This window comes from Collimonas arenae (assembly GCF_000786695.1).
Taxonomy (GTDB): domain Bacteria; phylum Pseudomonadota; class Gammaproteobacteria; order Burkholderiales; family Burkholderiaceae_D; genus Collimonas; species Collimonas arenae_A.
The window spans coordinates 284,682-298,988 of sequence record NZ_CP009962.1 but is presented as its reverse complement, the minus strand read 5'-3'; the positions used below and the strand labels follow the sequence as shown (position 1 = coordinate 298,988).

At 60.6% G+C, this 14,307-nt stretch carries 13 protein-coding genes; 3 read left to right on the top strand and 10 right to left on the bottom strand.

Annotated elements, in window-relative coordinates; translation table 11 throughout:
• The 4 genes from LT85_RS01330 to LT85_RS01315 form a co-directional block, all read right to left on the bottom strand.
• Window positions 1-3,249, bottom strand: coding sequence for an efflux RND transporter permease subunit (locus LT85_RS01330; protein WP_038484363.1), 3,249 nt, complete (start codon window positions 3,247-3,249; stop codon window positions 1-3).
• A gap of 375 nt (window positions 3,250-3,624) precedes the next feature.
• Entirely contained in the window at window positions 3,625-4,428 is an 804-nt protein-coding gene (gene scpB, locus LT85_RS01325; RefSeq protein WP_038484360.1) for a methylmalonyl-CoA decarboxylase, read from the bottom strand.
• Window positions 4,425-5,648 (bottom strand): CaiB/BaiF CoA transferase family protein, encoded by a 1,224-nt coding sequence (locus tag LT85_RS01320; RefSeq protein ID WP_038484357.1) that lies wholly within the window; start codon window positions 5,646-5,648, stop codon window positions 4,425-4,427. Before LT85_RS01320 ends, scpB begins: the two co-directional genes overlap by 4 nt.
• 31 nt (window positions 5,649-5,679) lie before the next feature.
• Entirely contained in the window at window positions 5,680-7,026 is a 1,347-nt protein-coding gene (locus LT85_RS01315) for an MFS transporter (RefSeq protein ID WP_081991905.1), read from the bottom strand.
• Between the two features lie 157 nt (window positions 7,027-7,183).
• Here LT85_RS01315 and LT85_RS01310 point away from each other — a divergent pair, with 157 nt between their 5' ends.
• A complete protein-coding gene (locus tag LT85_RS01310) occupies window positions 7,184-8,110 on the top strand; it encodes a LysR substrate-binding domain-containing protein (RefSeq protein WP_038484354.1) in 927 nt (308 codons plus the stop codon).
• A gap of 41 nt (window positions 8,111-8,151) precedes the next feature.
• Here LT85_RS01310 and LT85_RS01305 read toward each other — a convergent pair whose 3' ends face one another.
• Window positions 8,152-8,664 carry a GAF domain-containing protein gene (locus LT85_RS01305; protein ID WP_038484351.1) on the bottom strand — a complete coding sequence of 171 codons (513 nt, stop codon included), beginning with the start codon at window positions 8,662-8,664 and terminating at the stop codon, window positions 8,152-8,154.
• 9 nt (window positions 8,665-8,673) lie between these two features.
• Between LT85_RS01305 and LT85_RS26320 the strand changes: the two genes are divergently transcribed.
• Together LT85_RS26320 and pstS are read left to right on the top strand one after the other, a co-directional pair.
• Complete coding sequence (locus tag LT85_RS26320) at window positions 8,674-8,838, top strand: hypothetical protein (RefSeq protein ID WP_156117393.1); 165 nt, start codon at window positions 8,674-8,676, stop codon at window positions 8,836-8,838.
• Window positions 8,839-9,067: 229 nt separating this feature from the next.
• On the top strand, window positions 9,068-10,111 hold the full coding sequence (gene pstS, locus LT85_RS01300; RefSeq protein ID WP_038484348.1) for a phosphate ABC transporter substrate-binding protein PstS: 1,044 nt from the start codon (window positions 9,068-9,070) through the stop codon (window positions 10,109-10,111).
• 79 nt (window positions 10,112-10,190) lie between these two features.
• On the opposite strand, the gene LT85_RS01295 is transcribed toward pstS, so the two are convergent.
• From LT85_RS01295 to copC, 5 genes are all read right to left on the bottom strand, one after another.
• Entirely contained in the window at window positions 10,191-10,814 is a 624-nt protein-coding gene (locus LT85_RS01295; protein ID WP_038484345.1) for a LysE family translocator, read from the bottom strand.
• Window positions 10,815-10,979: 165 nt separating this feature from the next.
• Window positions 10,980-11,756, bottom strand: coding sequence for an alpha/beta fold hydrolase (locus tag LT85_RS01290; protein ID WP_038484343.1), 777 nt, complete (start codon window positions 11,754-11,756; stop codon window positions 10,980-10,982).
• Between the two features lie 252 nt (window positions 11,757-12,008).
• On the bottom strand, window positions 12,009-12,803 hold the full coding sequence (locus LT85_RS01285) for an SDR family NAD(P)-dependent oxidoreductase (protein WP_038484340.1): 795 nt from the start codon (window positions 12,801-12,803) through the stop codon (window positions 12,009-12,011).
• Between the two features lie 143 nt (window positions 12,804-12,946).
• Window positions 12,947-13,828, bottom strand: coding sequence for a copper homeostasis membrane protein CopD (gene copD / locus LT85_RS01280; RefSeq protein WP_038484337.1), 882 nt, complete (start codon window positions 13,826-13,828; stop codon window positions 12,947-12,949).
• On the bottom strand, window positions 13,825-14,208 hold the full coding sequence (gene copC / locus LT85_RS01275; RefSeq protein ID WP_038484335.1) for a copper homeostasis periplasmic binding protein CopC: 384 nt from the start codon (window positions 14,206-14,208) through the stop codon (window positions 13,825-13,827). Before copC ends, copD begins: the two co-directional genes overlap by 4 nt.
• Window positions 14,209-14,307: the final 99 nt, after the last annotated feature.

Sequence of the window (14,307 nt, the reverse complement as noted above, 5' to 3'; positions counted from 1 at the left end):
TCAGGAACCTCCCTCTGCCGCCGGCAATGGCGGATGCTGCGGCGCGCCGGCGCGCGCTTCCTTGCGGCGCGCCAGATGACGGTGAATGCCGGCAAAGACGATCGGCACGAAAAATAAAGTGGACACTGTTGCAAACAACAGCCCGCCGATCACCGCACGGCCCAGAGGCGCATTTTGTTCTGCGCCTTCGCCAAAGCCGATCGCCATCGGAATCATGCCGATGATCATCGCCAGCGCGGTCATCAATACCGGACGGATGCGGGTGGCGCCGGCCTCCAGCGCGGCAGACAACGGCGGGACGCCGTCATCCAGGCGCTTGCGGGCGAACGACACCATCAGGATACTGTTGGCGGTAGCCACCCCCATGGTCATGATCGCCCCGGTCAGGGCCGGCACGCTGAGCGTGGTGCCGGTCAGGAACAGCATCCAGGCGATACCCGCCAGCGCAGCCGGCAACGCCGTGATGATGATGAAGGGATCGACCCAGGACTGGAAGTTGACCACGATCAGCAGGTACACCAGCACGATCGCCATCAGCAGCCCGATGCCGAGGCCGATGAATGACGATTTCATGGTCTCTACCTGGCCGCGAATCACGATATGCGTACCGCGCGGCAGTTCGGCCCGCAACTGGTCCACCAGTTTTTCCACCTCGCCCGAGACCCCTCCCAGATCACGCCCTTCGGCGCTGACATACAGATCGACCACCGGCGTCACGTTGTAATGCGAGACATCCGCCAGTTGCTGCGCCGGCGAGACTTGCACCAGGTTGCTGAGCAGTTGGGTCGGCATGATGCCGTTGCCGGCGGTGGCCGCCGCAGCGTTGTTGCTGGCGTTGTTGGCGTTGTTGGCGTTGGCGCCGACCGGCGTGCGCAGCAGCGCGTCCAGGCTGTCGACCTGGTATTGCGGCGTCTGTATCGCGATGTTGTAGACCACGCCGTTGGCGGGATTGAGCCAGAACGCCGGCGCGGTCTGGAAGCTGCCGGCCAGCGACACCAGCACATTCTGGGCGACGTCGATCGGATTCAGGCCAAGCTGCTTGATCTGCAGCCGCTGCATGTCCAGCGCCAGCGTCGGCTGGTTCAGTTTTTGCAGGATATGCACGTCGACCGCGCCGGGCACCAGCTTGACCTGTTTCATCAGCTTGCTGGCGAAGCCATAGTTGACCGGCAGGTTGGGGCCGCTGATTTGCACATCGAGCGCAGCCGGCAAGCCGAAATTCAGGATCTGGGTGACGATATCGGCCGGCTGGAAATAGAACTCCATGCCGGGGAAACGTTTTGGCAGCTCGCGCCGCAAACGCTCTACATAGATGGCGCTGGGACGATGGTCCGCGCTCAGGGATATCTGGATTTCTCCATCCATGGTGCCGATGGTGCCGGCATTGCTGTAGGAGAGATTGATGCCGCTGTACGGCAGCCCGAGATTGTCAAGGATCGGGCCGAGCTCGCTGGCTGGAATCACCTCGCGGATTACCTTTTCCACCTCGTCGGCAAGGCGCGCCGTTTCCTCGATGCGGGTGCCGGTCGGCGCCCGCATGTGCAGGCGGATCTGGCCGGCATCGACACGCGGGAAGAAATCGCGTCCGGCAAAGAAAAACAGGCAGCAAGACAATACACAAAAACCCAGGAACAGCGAACCGAACATTTTCCGGCGCGTCAGCAGGCTGGCCAGGATCACGATATAGCCGCCGCGGAAGCGTTCGAAGCCGGCGTCGAAGCGGCGATAGACCCGTTGCAACAAGTTCGGCTTGGCGGACGGGTCGACGTGCGCCTTGTCCATCATCAGCATCACCATGGTCGGCACCAGCGTACGCGACAATACATAGGATGCCAGCATGGCGAATACGACCGCCTCGGCCAGCGGCACGAACAGATAGCGCGCCACGCCGGTGAGAAAAAACATCGGCACGAACACGATGCAGATACACAACGTCGACACAAACGCCGGCACCGCAATTTCACCCGCGCCTTCGAGGATGGCTTTGTGCAGATCCGATCCCTGATGCAGGTGACGTTCGATATTTTCAATGGTGACCGTGGCGTCGTCGACCAGGATCCCCACCGCCAGCGCCAGCCCGCCCAGGGTCATGATGTTGATGGTCTCGCCCAGCGCATACAGCGCCAGCACCGACGCCAGGATCGACAGCGGGATTGAGACGGCGATGATGCAGGTGCTGCGCCAGTTACCCAGGAACAGGAGGATCATTGCGGCAGTCAGGCAGGCGGCGACGACCGCCTCGCGGATCACGCCGCTGATGGCGGCCTTGACGAACAGCGACTGGTCGAACAAGGGCGTGATTTTCAGGTCTTCCGGCAGCGACTGCAGCGCGACCGGCAGGATGGCGCGCAGCGTGCTGACAATATCCAGGGTCGACGAACCGCCGTTTTTCAATACCGATATCAGCACGCCGCGCTCGCCGTTCTGACGCACGATATTGGTTTGCGGTGAGAAGCCGTCGCGCACCCGCGCCACTTCGGAGAGATAGGTGGTGGCGCCGTTCTTCGACAAGACCGGGATATTGTTCAGGCCGGCAATCGTATCGGGTGAACCGTTCATGCTGATACTGAATTCGGTGGTGCCGATCTTGGCGGTGCCCGACGGCAGGATCAGGTTTTGCGCATTGACGGCATTCACCACGTCGGTCGGTGTCAGGCCCTTGGCCAGCAGCGCCTTGGTGTCGAGGTCGACCGAGATCACGCGCGATTTTCCGCCGTAGGGATAGGGAATCGCCGCGCCCGGCACCGTAATCAATTGCGGCCGCAGGAAATTGAGGGCGGTATCGCCCAGCGCCTGCTCGGTCATGGTCGGGCTCGACAGCGCCAGCTGGATCACAGGGATGCTGGAGGCCGAATATTTAATGATCAACGGCGGCGTGATTCCTGGCGGCATTTGCCGCAACTGGGCCTGCTCCACCGCAACCACTTGCGCAATCGCAGTCTGGATGTTGGCGGTCGGCTGGAAGAAAATCTTGATGATGGAAATGCTGGCCAGCGATTGCGATTCGATGTGCTCAATGTCATTGACGGTCGTGGTCAGGCCGCGCTCGTTGCTGGCAGCGATGCGCTGCCCCATTTCCTGAGCCGAGAGGCCGTTATAGTTCCAGATGATGCTGATGACCGGGATGTTGATGTCCGGCAGGATGTCGGTCGCCATCTTCAGCAGCACCACCGGCGTCGCCAACAAGATCAGCAACGCCATCACGATGAACGTATAGGGCCGCCGCAACGCAATTTGAACAATCCACATATCCGACAGGTCCCACGCAGGTTAACGGCGTGAAGTGATGGTAGCGGAATTTTCAATGGCGGGCGCAGCCGCCATGTATCAGAATTGTTTCAGGATTGCTGTATAGGTGACAGCAAGGCAACTGCGCGACGGCTGCATGCGGTTGATTTAGAGGCTGTTGCAAACACACCTGGCGTTGTTGCCCTTGCAGGGCGCACCCTGGCTTGCAAGCCAGGGGCGTTCCGCAGGCAGACGACTATGTCGTCTGAAACCCCGCTACACCCTCCTAGCCGTACTATTCGTACTGTCTTCGTCGGAGCGCCTGGCCTTCTGTGTTCACAACAGCCTCTTAATAATATTTTTTCAACACCATGCGGACATCACTTTCCCGGCCGATCACATGCCCCGGAACAACGGTTGCCGGCGCGCGCTGAATGCCTCCAGCCCTTCGCTGAAATCGGCGCTGGCGCAAGCTTGCCTGCGCAGCTCGGCGATCTGCTCCATGGCCTGCACCGGCAGCGGCTGGAAATCTTCCAGGATCCGCAACTGCTCTTTCACCGCACGTATCGCCAAAGGCGCCTTGTCGGCGATGCCGCGCGCCAGTTCAAGCGCCGTGGCCTCCAGCTCGCTGCTCTCTGCGAGGCAGTTGATGACGCCGAAATGCGCGGCGCGCTCGGCGCTGAGCGGCATGGCGCAGAAGAACATCTCCTTGAGCACGTGGATCGGCAGGTTGCGGAAGAAGCGCAGCAGCCCGCTGGTGGTGTAGGGCAAGCCGATATTTGCCGGCGTCATGGCGAAGCGCGCGCTGCGGTCGGCGACCACCAGGTCGCAACTCATGGCCAGGTCGACCGCGCCGCCCCATACCGATCCCGAGACCATTGCGATCACTACCCCGGGGTAGGAACGCACGGCGCGCAATACCCGTTCCAACGGTTTGCCGTAAGCGATTGGATCGCGATCATGCGCCAGCTCGCCGAGATCGTGTCCGGCACTCCATACTTCCTGATCAACACCGCTGCCAAGCAGCAACACCGGCACGTGCTGTGCGGCGAGTTCCGCCAGGCGTTCTTCCAGGGCACCCAGCAGATCGGCGCTGAGCGCATGACGGCGCGACGGGTTGCTGAAGACGATCTGGCCGATCCGTTTTTCAACGATGCGACTTGTAACCGCAACCGAATATTCGTTCGCAATAATGCTCATGCCGCCTCCGCCATCGGCGCTGCGCTTTGATGCGCCACCTTCGACGCCAGCAACGCATCGATGGCTGCCTGGCCGAAGCCGGCTTGCCGCAACACTTCTACCGTATGTTCCCCGAGCGCAGGCGGCGCGCGGCGGGTGACAGGCGCATCCGCTGCAGCGCCGTAGCTGGAGACCGGCGTCACTACCTGCCTTAGCGCACCGAGCGTCGGGTGTTCAGTGGTTTCCACCAGCCGGCAATGCAGCACCTGAGGATCGGCGAACACTTCGTCCAGGGTATGGATCGGCCCGGCCGGCAGACCGGCGTCGGTGAACAGCGCACTCCATTCACGTTTGCTGCGCGTCTTCAGGCGCGCTTCCAATAAGACTTTCAGCTCATCGCGATGGGCAACGCGCGCCTCGTTGCTGGCGAAGCGCGGATCGTCCGGCAGTTCCGGCACATCGAGCAACTGGCACAGCCGCAGCCACATGTCGGCGGTGATCGGCGCCAGGTTGAGCGGGCCGTCTGCGGTCTCGAAGACGCCGTATGGCGCAATCACGGAGTGGGCGTTACCGGTTCTCTGTGGAATTTCGCCCAGGCTCAGGTAGCGCTGGCCATGTACGCTCAGCATGCCAACCAGGCTGGCCAGCAAGGAACTGCCGACATGCTGGCCGCAGCCTGTGCGTTCGCGCTCCAGCAGCGCCGCCAAAATGGCGCTCGTCAGCCACATGCCCGAGCTCATGTCGCCGATGGCGGTGCCGGTGCGGGTCGGATCGCCGTCGGCAAAGCCGGTCAAGCTCATCATCCCTGAATATCCCTGGGCGATCTGGTCGAAGCCGGGCCAGCTGCTAAGCGGGCCGTCGGCGCCGAAGGCGTTGATGCTGCCCAGCACCAGCCGCGGGTTGCGCGCGCTGAGAACGTCATAGCCCAGACCCATGGCGGCCATTGTGCCCGGCTTGAAATTCTCGATGACGACATCGGCGCCGTCGATCAGCGTTTGCAGCGTCGCCAGTCCCTGCGGATTGCGCAAATCGAGGCAGATGCCGCGCTTGTTGCGGTTGCAGGACAAATAGTAAGTACTGACGCCGCGGTCGAACGGCCCCCAGCTGCGGCTCATGTCGCCGCACGGCCCGGACTCTACCTTGATGACGTCGGCTCCCATGTCGGCCAGCGCCATGGAGCAGAATGGTCCCGACAGCGCGCGGCTGAGGTCGATGATCTTGATACCTTGTAGTGCTTGCATCTGTTGCTCCAATCGTAACTGTGGTTGGCGGCTATTGCGGCAGCTTATGGTTGCGGGTTTCCACGGCAAACGGCAGGATCAACAAACCGGCGACGAACGCCGCCGCAGTCCAGGCCACCGGCAGGCCGAGCGAACCCTGCCACTGGATCGCCGCCGCCAGCAGGAAATTCACGCCGGCGCCGAGGAAGCGGCCAATGGAGGCATTGAAGGCGAACGCCGTGGCGCGGATCCGGGTCGGATATTGTTCCGGCAGCCAGAGTGAGAAGATGGCGAAATTGCCGCCGAAGAAACCCAGGAACAGCAGCGACACCATGAACAACTTGAGGCCGTCGGGCAGATAGAACACCCAGCCGAAGGCGAACACGATGGAGACCGCCATGCCGGCGAAATAAATACCGAGTGCAGTCCTGCGTCCGAGCCGTTCGGCCAGCCAGGGCGCGGCCAGGCAACCGAGAATCGTGGCGAACGACAGGATCGCAGCGCCGATCGACGCCAGATGCACCGCGCCGACATGATCGACGCCGGCGCGCGTCGCCAGGGTGACGACCGCGCTGGCTTCATACACCGATCCGGCCCACAAGCCGATCACCGCTACCCCCACCAGCGATGCGCTGGTGATGGTGCGGCGGCGAAATGCCGGGGAAAACAATTCGCGGAAAGAACTGCGCGCCGCTGTCTTGGCCGCAACCACGGTGCCATGGGCAGCCTTGCTCCATTGGCCAGGTTCTTTCACGCGCAGCACCGTGAAAATGGCCAGCAGCGCCGGCGCCAGGCCGCACAGGAACATCGCACGCCAGCCATAGGTAGCGCCGATCGTATAGTTGAGCCAGGCGGCGATGAAGAAGCCGACGTAGTAGCCGGTTTGCAGATAGCCCGCGCCCATCTTGCGGCGATCTTCTGGCCAGCTTTCCGCCACATAAGTGCCGGCCAGCGCCCATTCGCCACCCACGCCGATACCAGCGATCAGGCGGAACGCCGCCAGCTCCCAGACATTGTCGGCAAATGCGGCTGCGCCAGTAAACACAGAGTAGATCAGGATGCTGGCGGCCAGGGTCTTGACCCGGCCGAAGCGGTCCGCCAGCGGCCCCCAGATGAACGACAAACCCCAGCCGATCAGGAACAGCGCAAACAGAATCGAGCCGTACATGCCGAGATTGCCGGGTGTGGCGACGATGCCTGAGGCCGGCAGCAACTCGGTCAGCGCCGGGATCAGCACCAGCGCATAGATCACCGAATCGACGCCGTCCAGCACCCATCCTGAATATACGGCCCAGAAACCGCCGATCTGTTCGCGGGTAAGCGGCGTGCGTTGTAGCTTGATGCCGGGATTTGCACCGGGCGTGATCACCGGCTCCTGTAATGCAACTGCCTTGTCCATGCTTGTCTCCTTGTCAGCCTGTATCGGCTGCGGTTTTGTGTTTTGTGAGCCAAGTATAGAAAAGCGATCAATAATTTAAAAATATGTTATTCCGCTAGCTTCATAGGATTTACATATAGGATGGCGATACAGGATCAGAACATGGAAGGAGTGGGAAATGGACTTGCGGCAGTTGCGGTATTTCGTGAAAGTGGTTGAGTGTGGCAACGTCACGCACGCCAGCGAGGCGTTGCATATCGCCCAGCCTGCGGTCAGCCAGCAGATGCGCAACCTGGAACGCGATCTCGGCATGCAGTTATTGGAGCGCAGCGTGCATGGCGTCAGCCCGACCGCTGCGGGACTGACGCTGTACCGGCATGCGCTGGAACTGCTGCGGCAGGCCGACGGCACGCTGGAACTGCTGCGCCAGGATGCCGAATTCCCACAAGGTAAAGTATCGGTGGGCATGCCGTCCAGCACCTCGCGGGTGCTGGCGATTCCGCTGGCGCGCATGGTGCGCGAGCGTTATCCCGGTATCGTGCTGGAACTGATCGAAGCGCCGAGCGCGGACCTCGGCGGCCTGATCGGCGGCGGCCGGGTCGAACTGGCGGTGGTCGCCGATGCGGTGGAAACGCGTGGCGTTGCTGCGCAGCGGCTGATCAGCGAAGCCTTGCATTTGATTGCGTGGCCGGATTTCCAGCTGCCGCCCGCACCGATAAAGCTGGCCGACCTGGCGCGCATGCCGCTGATCCTGCCGAGCGCGCCGAACTCGATCCGCAGCCGCGTCGACTGGGCCTTGAGCGAAGCCGGCTTGTCTTGCGAAGTACGCTTCGAAGCAAGCTCCACCGCACTGCTGTTTGCGGCGGTCATCGCCAAACTCGGCGTCACCGTCCTACCCTGGTCTGCCGCACATATCGAGCTCGACGAACACAAGCTCAAGCTGGCCAAGGTCGACCACCGGCTGTTTTCACGCGAGCTGTCGCTGTGCTGGCACGACACCGAACTACTCAGCAACGCGGTGTACAAGGTCAAGGCGATTATTGTGGAACTGTTCGACGTGCTGGGCCAGCGGCCAGAGTGGGTGGCGGCAAAGAGCAAGGCCTGAAAACGCCAGGCGCAGGGATGTCGCAGGAAAGGCGCAGGCGCCTATTCGAAATCCGTCGCCGCCACAAACACGGCGAGCAAGGATTCGAGCCCTTGCAGGTCTTCCGGCCGGAAGCGGTTCAGGCTTGGACTGTCGATATCGAACACACCGTATAACTTACCGTTCTTGATCACCGGGATGACAATCTCGGCGTTCGACGCCGAGTCGCAGGCGATATGTCCCGGGAAAGCATGCACGTCCGGCACCAGCACCGACTGGCGGCTGATCGCGGCCGTACCGCAAACGCCGCGGCCGAACTGGATGCGGGCGCAGGCAACCTTGCCCTGGAACGGGCCGACCAGCAATTCATGTTCATCGCTGTGCGTACTTGCCGCTCCACGCGGCTTCACCCAATAAAAGCCCACCCAGTTCAAATCGGCCACGGTCTGGTAAACGAAGGCTGAAAATTGCGCTGCATTGGAGTTCTGGTCGCGCTCGTTGTCGAGAATACTGACGGCCTGGCGCGCCAGGAGAGCGTAGTCGACATCAAGCTCTGCTGTGGTGGAAGTGAACATGGTTATCCCGTGAAAATATGCCGCAAGTTTACACGCAAACCGATATTTTCTGGCAGCGGTCAACGGCGGCTGGAGCTATCTCTGGTCATCCTGGCAACCGTCATGCCGGAAAAACCGCTGTCGGAAGAAATGACCGAAATCGCCAAAGGAAAAATTGAGGTTCCAAAGTACTGATCCGCAGCACGTTCACATAGCGTAAACCGGCTTTGGGCATGGCTTCACAAGCCACGCCTGCTTACCGTCTCAGGTCGTTTAATACAATTCGTTTATACAATTTCTCGAGAATTTCTGCGAAAATGCCGCTCTGCTTAATTGTTGATTAATGGCTGATTTACTGTTCAAGTTGCAGAAAAATACAGAATTTGCTGTGGCTCTCAAAGACATCTCACGCGTAAGGTTGTAAATGTTGAAATATCTGGTTGTACTCTCCTGCGCGCTCGGCCTGAGCGCATCCCATGCTACCGACATCAACGGCGCCGGATCGACCGCAGCGGCCCCGCTGTATCTGAAATGGGACGCCGCCTACAACAAGAAAACCGGTAACAAGCTGGCCTACGAATTGATCGGCTCCTCTGCCGGCATCAAGAAAATTAAAGAAGGCACAACAGATTTCGGCGCCAGCGATGCGCCGATGTCCGCCGCCGACCTGAAGAAATTCAATCTGCTGGATTTTCCCACCGTGATTTCCGGCGTCGTGCCGATTATCAATCTTCCGGGGATCAAGGAAGGCGAATTGCGCCTGACCGGAGATATCATGGCCGGCATCTATCTGGGCAAGATAGACAAATGGAATGACGTCGCGATCGCCAAGGAAAATCCGAAGCTGACGCTGCCCAATTTGCGCATCGTACCGCTGGCGCGCGCCGACGGCTCCGGCACCACTTACACCCTGACCGACTATTTCAGCAGCGTCAATCCGGAATGGAAACAACAGTACGGCCGCAATTTCAGCATCGCCTGGCAGGCTGATGTCAAAACCATCAAGGGCACCGGCGACCTGGTCGCCGCCTTGAAGAAAACGGCGGGCGCCATCGGCTACGCCGAGTACGCCTATGTCATCGAAAACAACCTGAACTACACCCAGCTCAAGAACCGCGACGGCCAGTTCGTCAAGCCAAACGCCAACTCCTTCAATAGCGCCCTGGCCAACAGCAGCTGGAAGACCACCGGCAATTTTGAAGAAATGTTGACAGACAAACCAGGCTCGGGCAGCTGGCCGATCACCGGCGCTACCTATGTGTATCTGCCCCGCGTAACCAGCCAGCCGGAACGGACCAAGGCGGTCATCCAGTTCTTTACCTGGGCTTTCATGGAAGGCGACGATCTTGCCAACAGCCTGGACTACATCCGCTTGCCCGACAATGTACAAGCACGCGTGGTGCACGAAATGTCCGCCGTCGTCGACGCCAAGGGCAAGCAGCTGACAGTGCCGATTTTCCTGAAATAACCGGCCTGACCTCCGGGTCGGATTGCGGCCGCAATCCACGATGCCTTGAAATTGCGCAAGCAAGCCGCCTGCGCATTTTTTACGACGAACGGTGTACGGCGATCGCAATCCCGAGGCCGGTCAGAATGGCGCCGCCGGCGCGGTTGATGCGGCGCATGACAGCGGCGCGGCGGATCACATGGCGCAGACGTATCGCACAAGCTGCATACAGGCTGTCATTGAGCATGCCGATGACGGCCATTGTCGGTATCAGGATCAGCATCTGCGGCACGTAAGGCGCCTGTTTGTCGATAAACATCGGCAGGAAGAGGACAAAGAAACCGATCCCCTTCGGGTTGAGTCCGGTCACCAGGAATGCATGGCAAAAGGCTTTCAACGGGCTGACCTGATGCACCGCTTTCTCCTCATCGATTCCTTTCGTATCCTGACGCCACATCCGTATCCCGAGATAAATGAAATAGGCCGCGCCGAGCAGCTTCAGGCCAGTGAAGACCAGGGTCGACGTCGTCAGCAACACGCCCAGGCCGGCCATCGCCAGCGCCATCGCGGTTGCTCCGCCCAGCGCCGAACCGAGCACCATGGCCGCCGCAATGCGCGGGCCGAAGCTTACGGCATGGGTTGCAATCAACAGAATGGTCGGTCCCGGAATGGCGATGACCAGCGCGGAAGCGGCAACGAAAGAAAGCCAGAGTGAAAGCGACATGGCGATACTCCAAGGTTTGAAGGGCTGTGTCGCCGATTATAAGACAATCCATAAGACGATCCTCCGGCAGTCAGTCTGGCGCAACCGACTCCGGCTGTTTTGCGCGCGCGGAGCTATGGCGTCCAGCAAGACGACGATCAAGAAATCATCAAATAATTCTTCACACTACTGCGTACGCCCCGCCGCCGCCAGGATCAGGTCGGCAATTTCCTTGGGGTGCGACACCAGCGACAGGTGGCTGGAATCCAGTTCGATCGTGGTCGCATGCATGCGTTGCGCCAGGAAGCGTTCCAGATCGGGCGAGGTGGTCTGGTCCTGCTTCGACACCGCATACCAGGATGGCTTGTCGTGCCATGCCGCGACGGTGGTGCGGCCGCTGAACAGGGTCTTGGCAATCGGCTGCTGCGTGGCATACAAGGACAGCGCCTGGTCGTGCGGCAGGTCGCCGCCGAAATACTTAAGATAAGCATCCTCGGTCAGCGTCACATAACCATCGTGATCCTTGGCCCCGGCGCGCACCGGCATGGTTGGATACCTGGCGGCCAGGGCATTGAAATCCTCGCCGGCGTCCGGCGCACGCGCTGCTACATACACCAGGGTGGTGACTTTGGGATCGTCCCCCGCCTCGCTGACGATGGTGCCGGCCCAGGAATGACCGACCAGGACCGTCGGCCCGTTCTGCAGCGCCAGCACGCGGCGGGTTGCGGCGACATCATCCGCCAGCGACGTCAGGGGATTCTGCACCGACGTGACGTTCAGGCCGGCGGCCTGCAGGCGCGGAATCACATTGGCCCAGCTGGAGCCGTCGGCCCAGGCGCCATGCACCAGAACCACGTTGACCGCCTTGGGTGGAACCGCCGATTGCGCGAACACTGGCGTGGAACCGAACGCGGTTGCGGCCAGGCTGAAGGCGATCAGGGAAAGTTTAACGCGGGTTTTCATTGGTTTGCCTTTGTAAAATGGATTTTTACAGTACACATGATGATGTCCTGGAAACTTGACGGCGCGACGGCGTATGACTGTGTTGCCGCATCGCTAAACGCAAGTGTAGGATTTCATGCGGGACGATCGCGTGACACTCGTATGACAAATGTGTCATCAGGCATCACGCGGTCAGTGGCAGGGACCAGGCAAAAGATAGTGCATAAAACTGCGCCGGCAGCCGGCGCAGCGGATCATTTCAATCCTGGCACGTCAAGAGATGGAGCGCACCACGCCGCCATCCACCCGCGCTGCCGTGCCGGTGGTAGCCGAGGCTTGGGTAGAAGCCAGGTAGACCACCATGTTCGCCACTTCCTCGACTGTCGCCAGACGGCGGATCAACGAACTCGGGCGATGCTCGGCAATGAAATCGCGCTCCAGCTTTTCCAGGCCGACGCCCTGCTCTTTGGCCATCGCTTCAAAGAAAGTGGCGACGCCTTCGGAGCGGGTCGGTCCCGGCAACACGGCATTGACCGTAACGCCGGTGCCAGCCATGGTTTCCGCCAGCCCGCGCGAAACCGCCAGCAAGGCCGTCTTGGTGACGCCGTAATGCACCATCTCGCGCGGGATCTGCAAACCCGATTCGCTCGACAGGAACAATACCCGGCCCCAGCCGGCGGCGGCCATCAGCGGTGTGTAGTGACGCGATAGCCGTACTGCGCTCATGACGTTGACGTCGAAGAAACGCTGCCAGTCATCATCGCTGGTGTCGAAGAAGCCCTTGGGTTCGAAGATGCCAAGGTTGTTGACCAGGATATCCGCCTTCGGAATTGCGGCGATCAATTGCGCCACGCCAGCGGCGTTGCCGAGATCTGCGGCCACGCCTTGCAGGCGCGCCTGCGGCAGCTCGGCGCGAAGGGTCGCCAGCGCCTGTTCGACTCTTTCCTGGCTGCGGCCGTTGACCACCACTTCGGCGCCGGCCTGCGCCAGTCCGCGTGCAATCGCCAGTCCGATGCCGGCAGTCGAGCCGCTGACCACGGCGAGTTTGTTGCTCAAATCGATATTCATGACTATTTTCCTATCGTAAAAGAACTCAGAAAAAATAAGCGAACAAAATAAATGAACACAATAAACAAACGACAAGCTTGTCTGTTCGCACCACCTGCAATCCAATCTCGGTTCTTGCCTCATGCGCTGCCGCGAAATCGCTCTTAGCCCGGCTCCAGCATGCCGAATAACGATACCAGCAACAGCACCGCCGCGCCCAACCCGATTTCCGTCAGTGTGTAACGCCTGATCGAAGCAATTGCGGATGGCGCATCGCTCTTCATCCGCGGTACGAACACATAGCGATTCATCACGGCCAGCAGCGCCATCGCCGCCGTGAACAGGATTTTGAGGGAGAGCAACAGCTGATACGGTGAAGACCAATCGGTCGGCCATCTGCCCAGCACCAATAGTGTATTGAGGACGCCGGTGAGCAACACGCCGACGACGGCAACATGTCCGGCGTTGGAAAACCTCTGCAAGGTGAGCGAAGCATCGCTACGGGTGGCAGGATCGGCCAGCAATCGCAAGCACAGCAGGAAAGGTGGCAAGGAACCCAGCCACGCGCCGCCGCACAGCAGATGCGCCACATGATTCGCAGCATGCAGGAAACCGCGCAAACCCTCGTCCATGGCGGCGTGTCCGGTCAGCGCCAGACTGGCGAGCAAGAGAGCGGAACCAAGCACGACGCCGCCCAGGCGGCCTGGCCGCTGCCGCAGCGTTAACCCCAGGAGCAGCAAGGCCAGCAACATCCTGAGAATCCAGGTCTGGCCGATATCGGTACGCAGCACTTTTTGCAGCAACTGGACATCGACCGTTGCCTGCCAGCTGCCGGCGATCTCACCCGCCTGCAGGAACAATCCTGCCAATGTAGTCAGTGCAGCCAGCAACGCCGCAATACGCAACGCCGGATTCAACCGGCGTCCGATAACCACACGTAAATCCGGAGCAGCAAGACGCCATACAAAGATACTGCTGCCGAACAACAACATCAACGTCAGGTAATGCAGAAACCGATTTCCTGCGACTACCGTATCCAGCATCATCCAGGCTGGACCGTGAAGCTGTATCTGCCCTTGGTCTTGTGGCCATCGCGCGAAAGCGCATGCCAGGAGACTGTATAGACGCCGGCGGCCAGATGGCCGCTGAGCGGCACCAGCAATGTCTTGTTGCTCTCCGGCGCCAACGATACGGCGCCGGTGGCGATGCTGTTACCCTTGGCGTCGCTCAGCGCAACGCCGCTGAATGCCAGCTCGAGCGCTTCGGAGAATTCCAGCCGCAGCGTCGCCGGCGCCGTAGCGACGACCGTATCGTGCGCAGGCACTTCGACTTTCAGGTGCGCATGCGCGAGCGCGTTCTCCATCATGGAAAAACTCAGGAGGGCTGCAATAACCGCAGTCTTGAAACCGGTAGAGAGAACTGACATAAAGCATATCCTTGAAATAAAGCGGTCGGGTCGATCCGTCATTGCGCGAGGCCGCGCAAACCATGAATGCAGAATGATGCCAGCAACGCGGCATTTCCG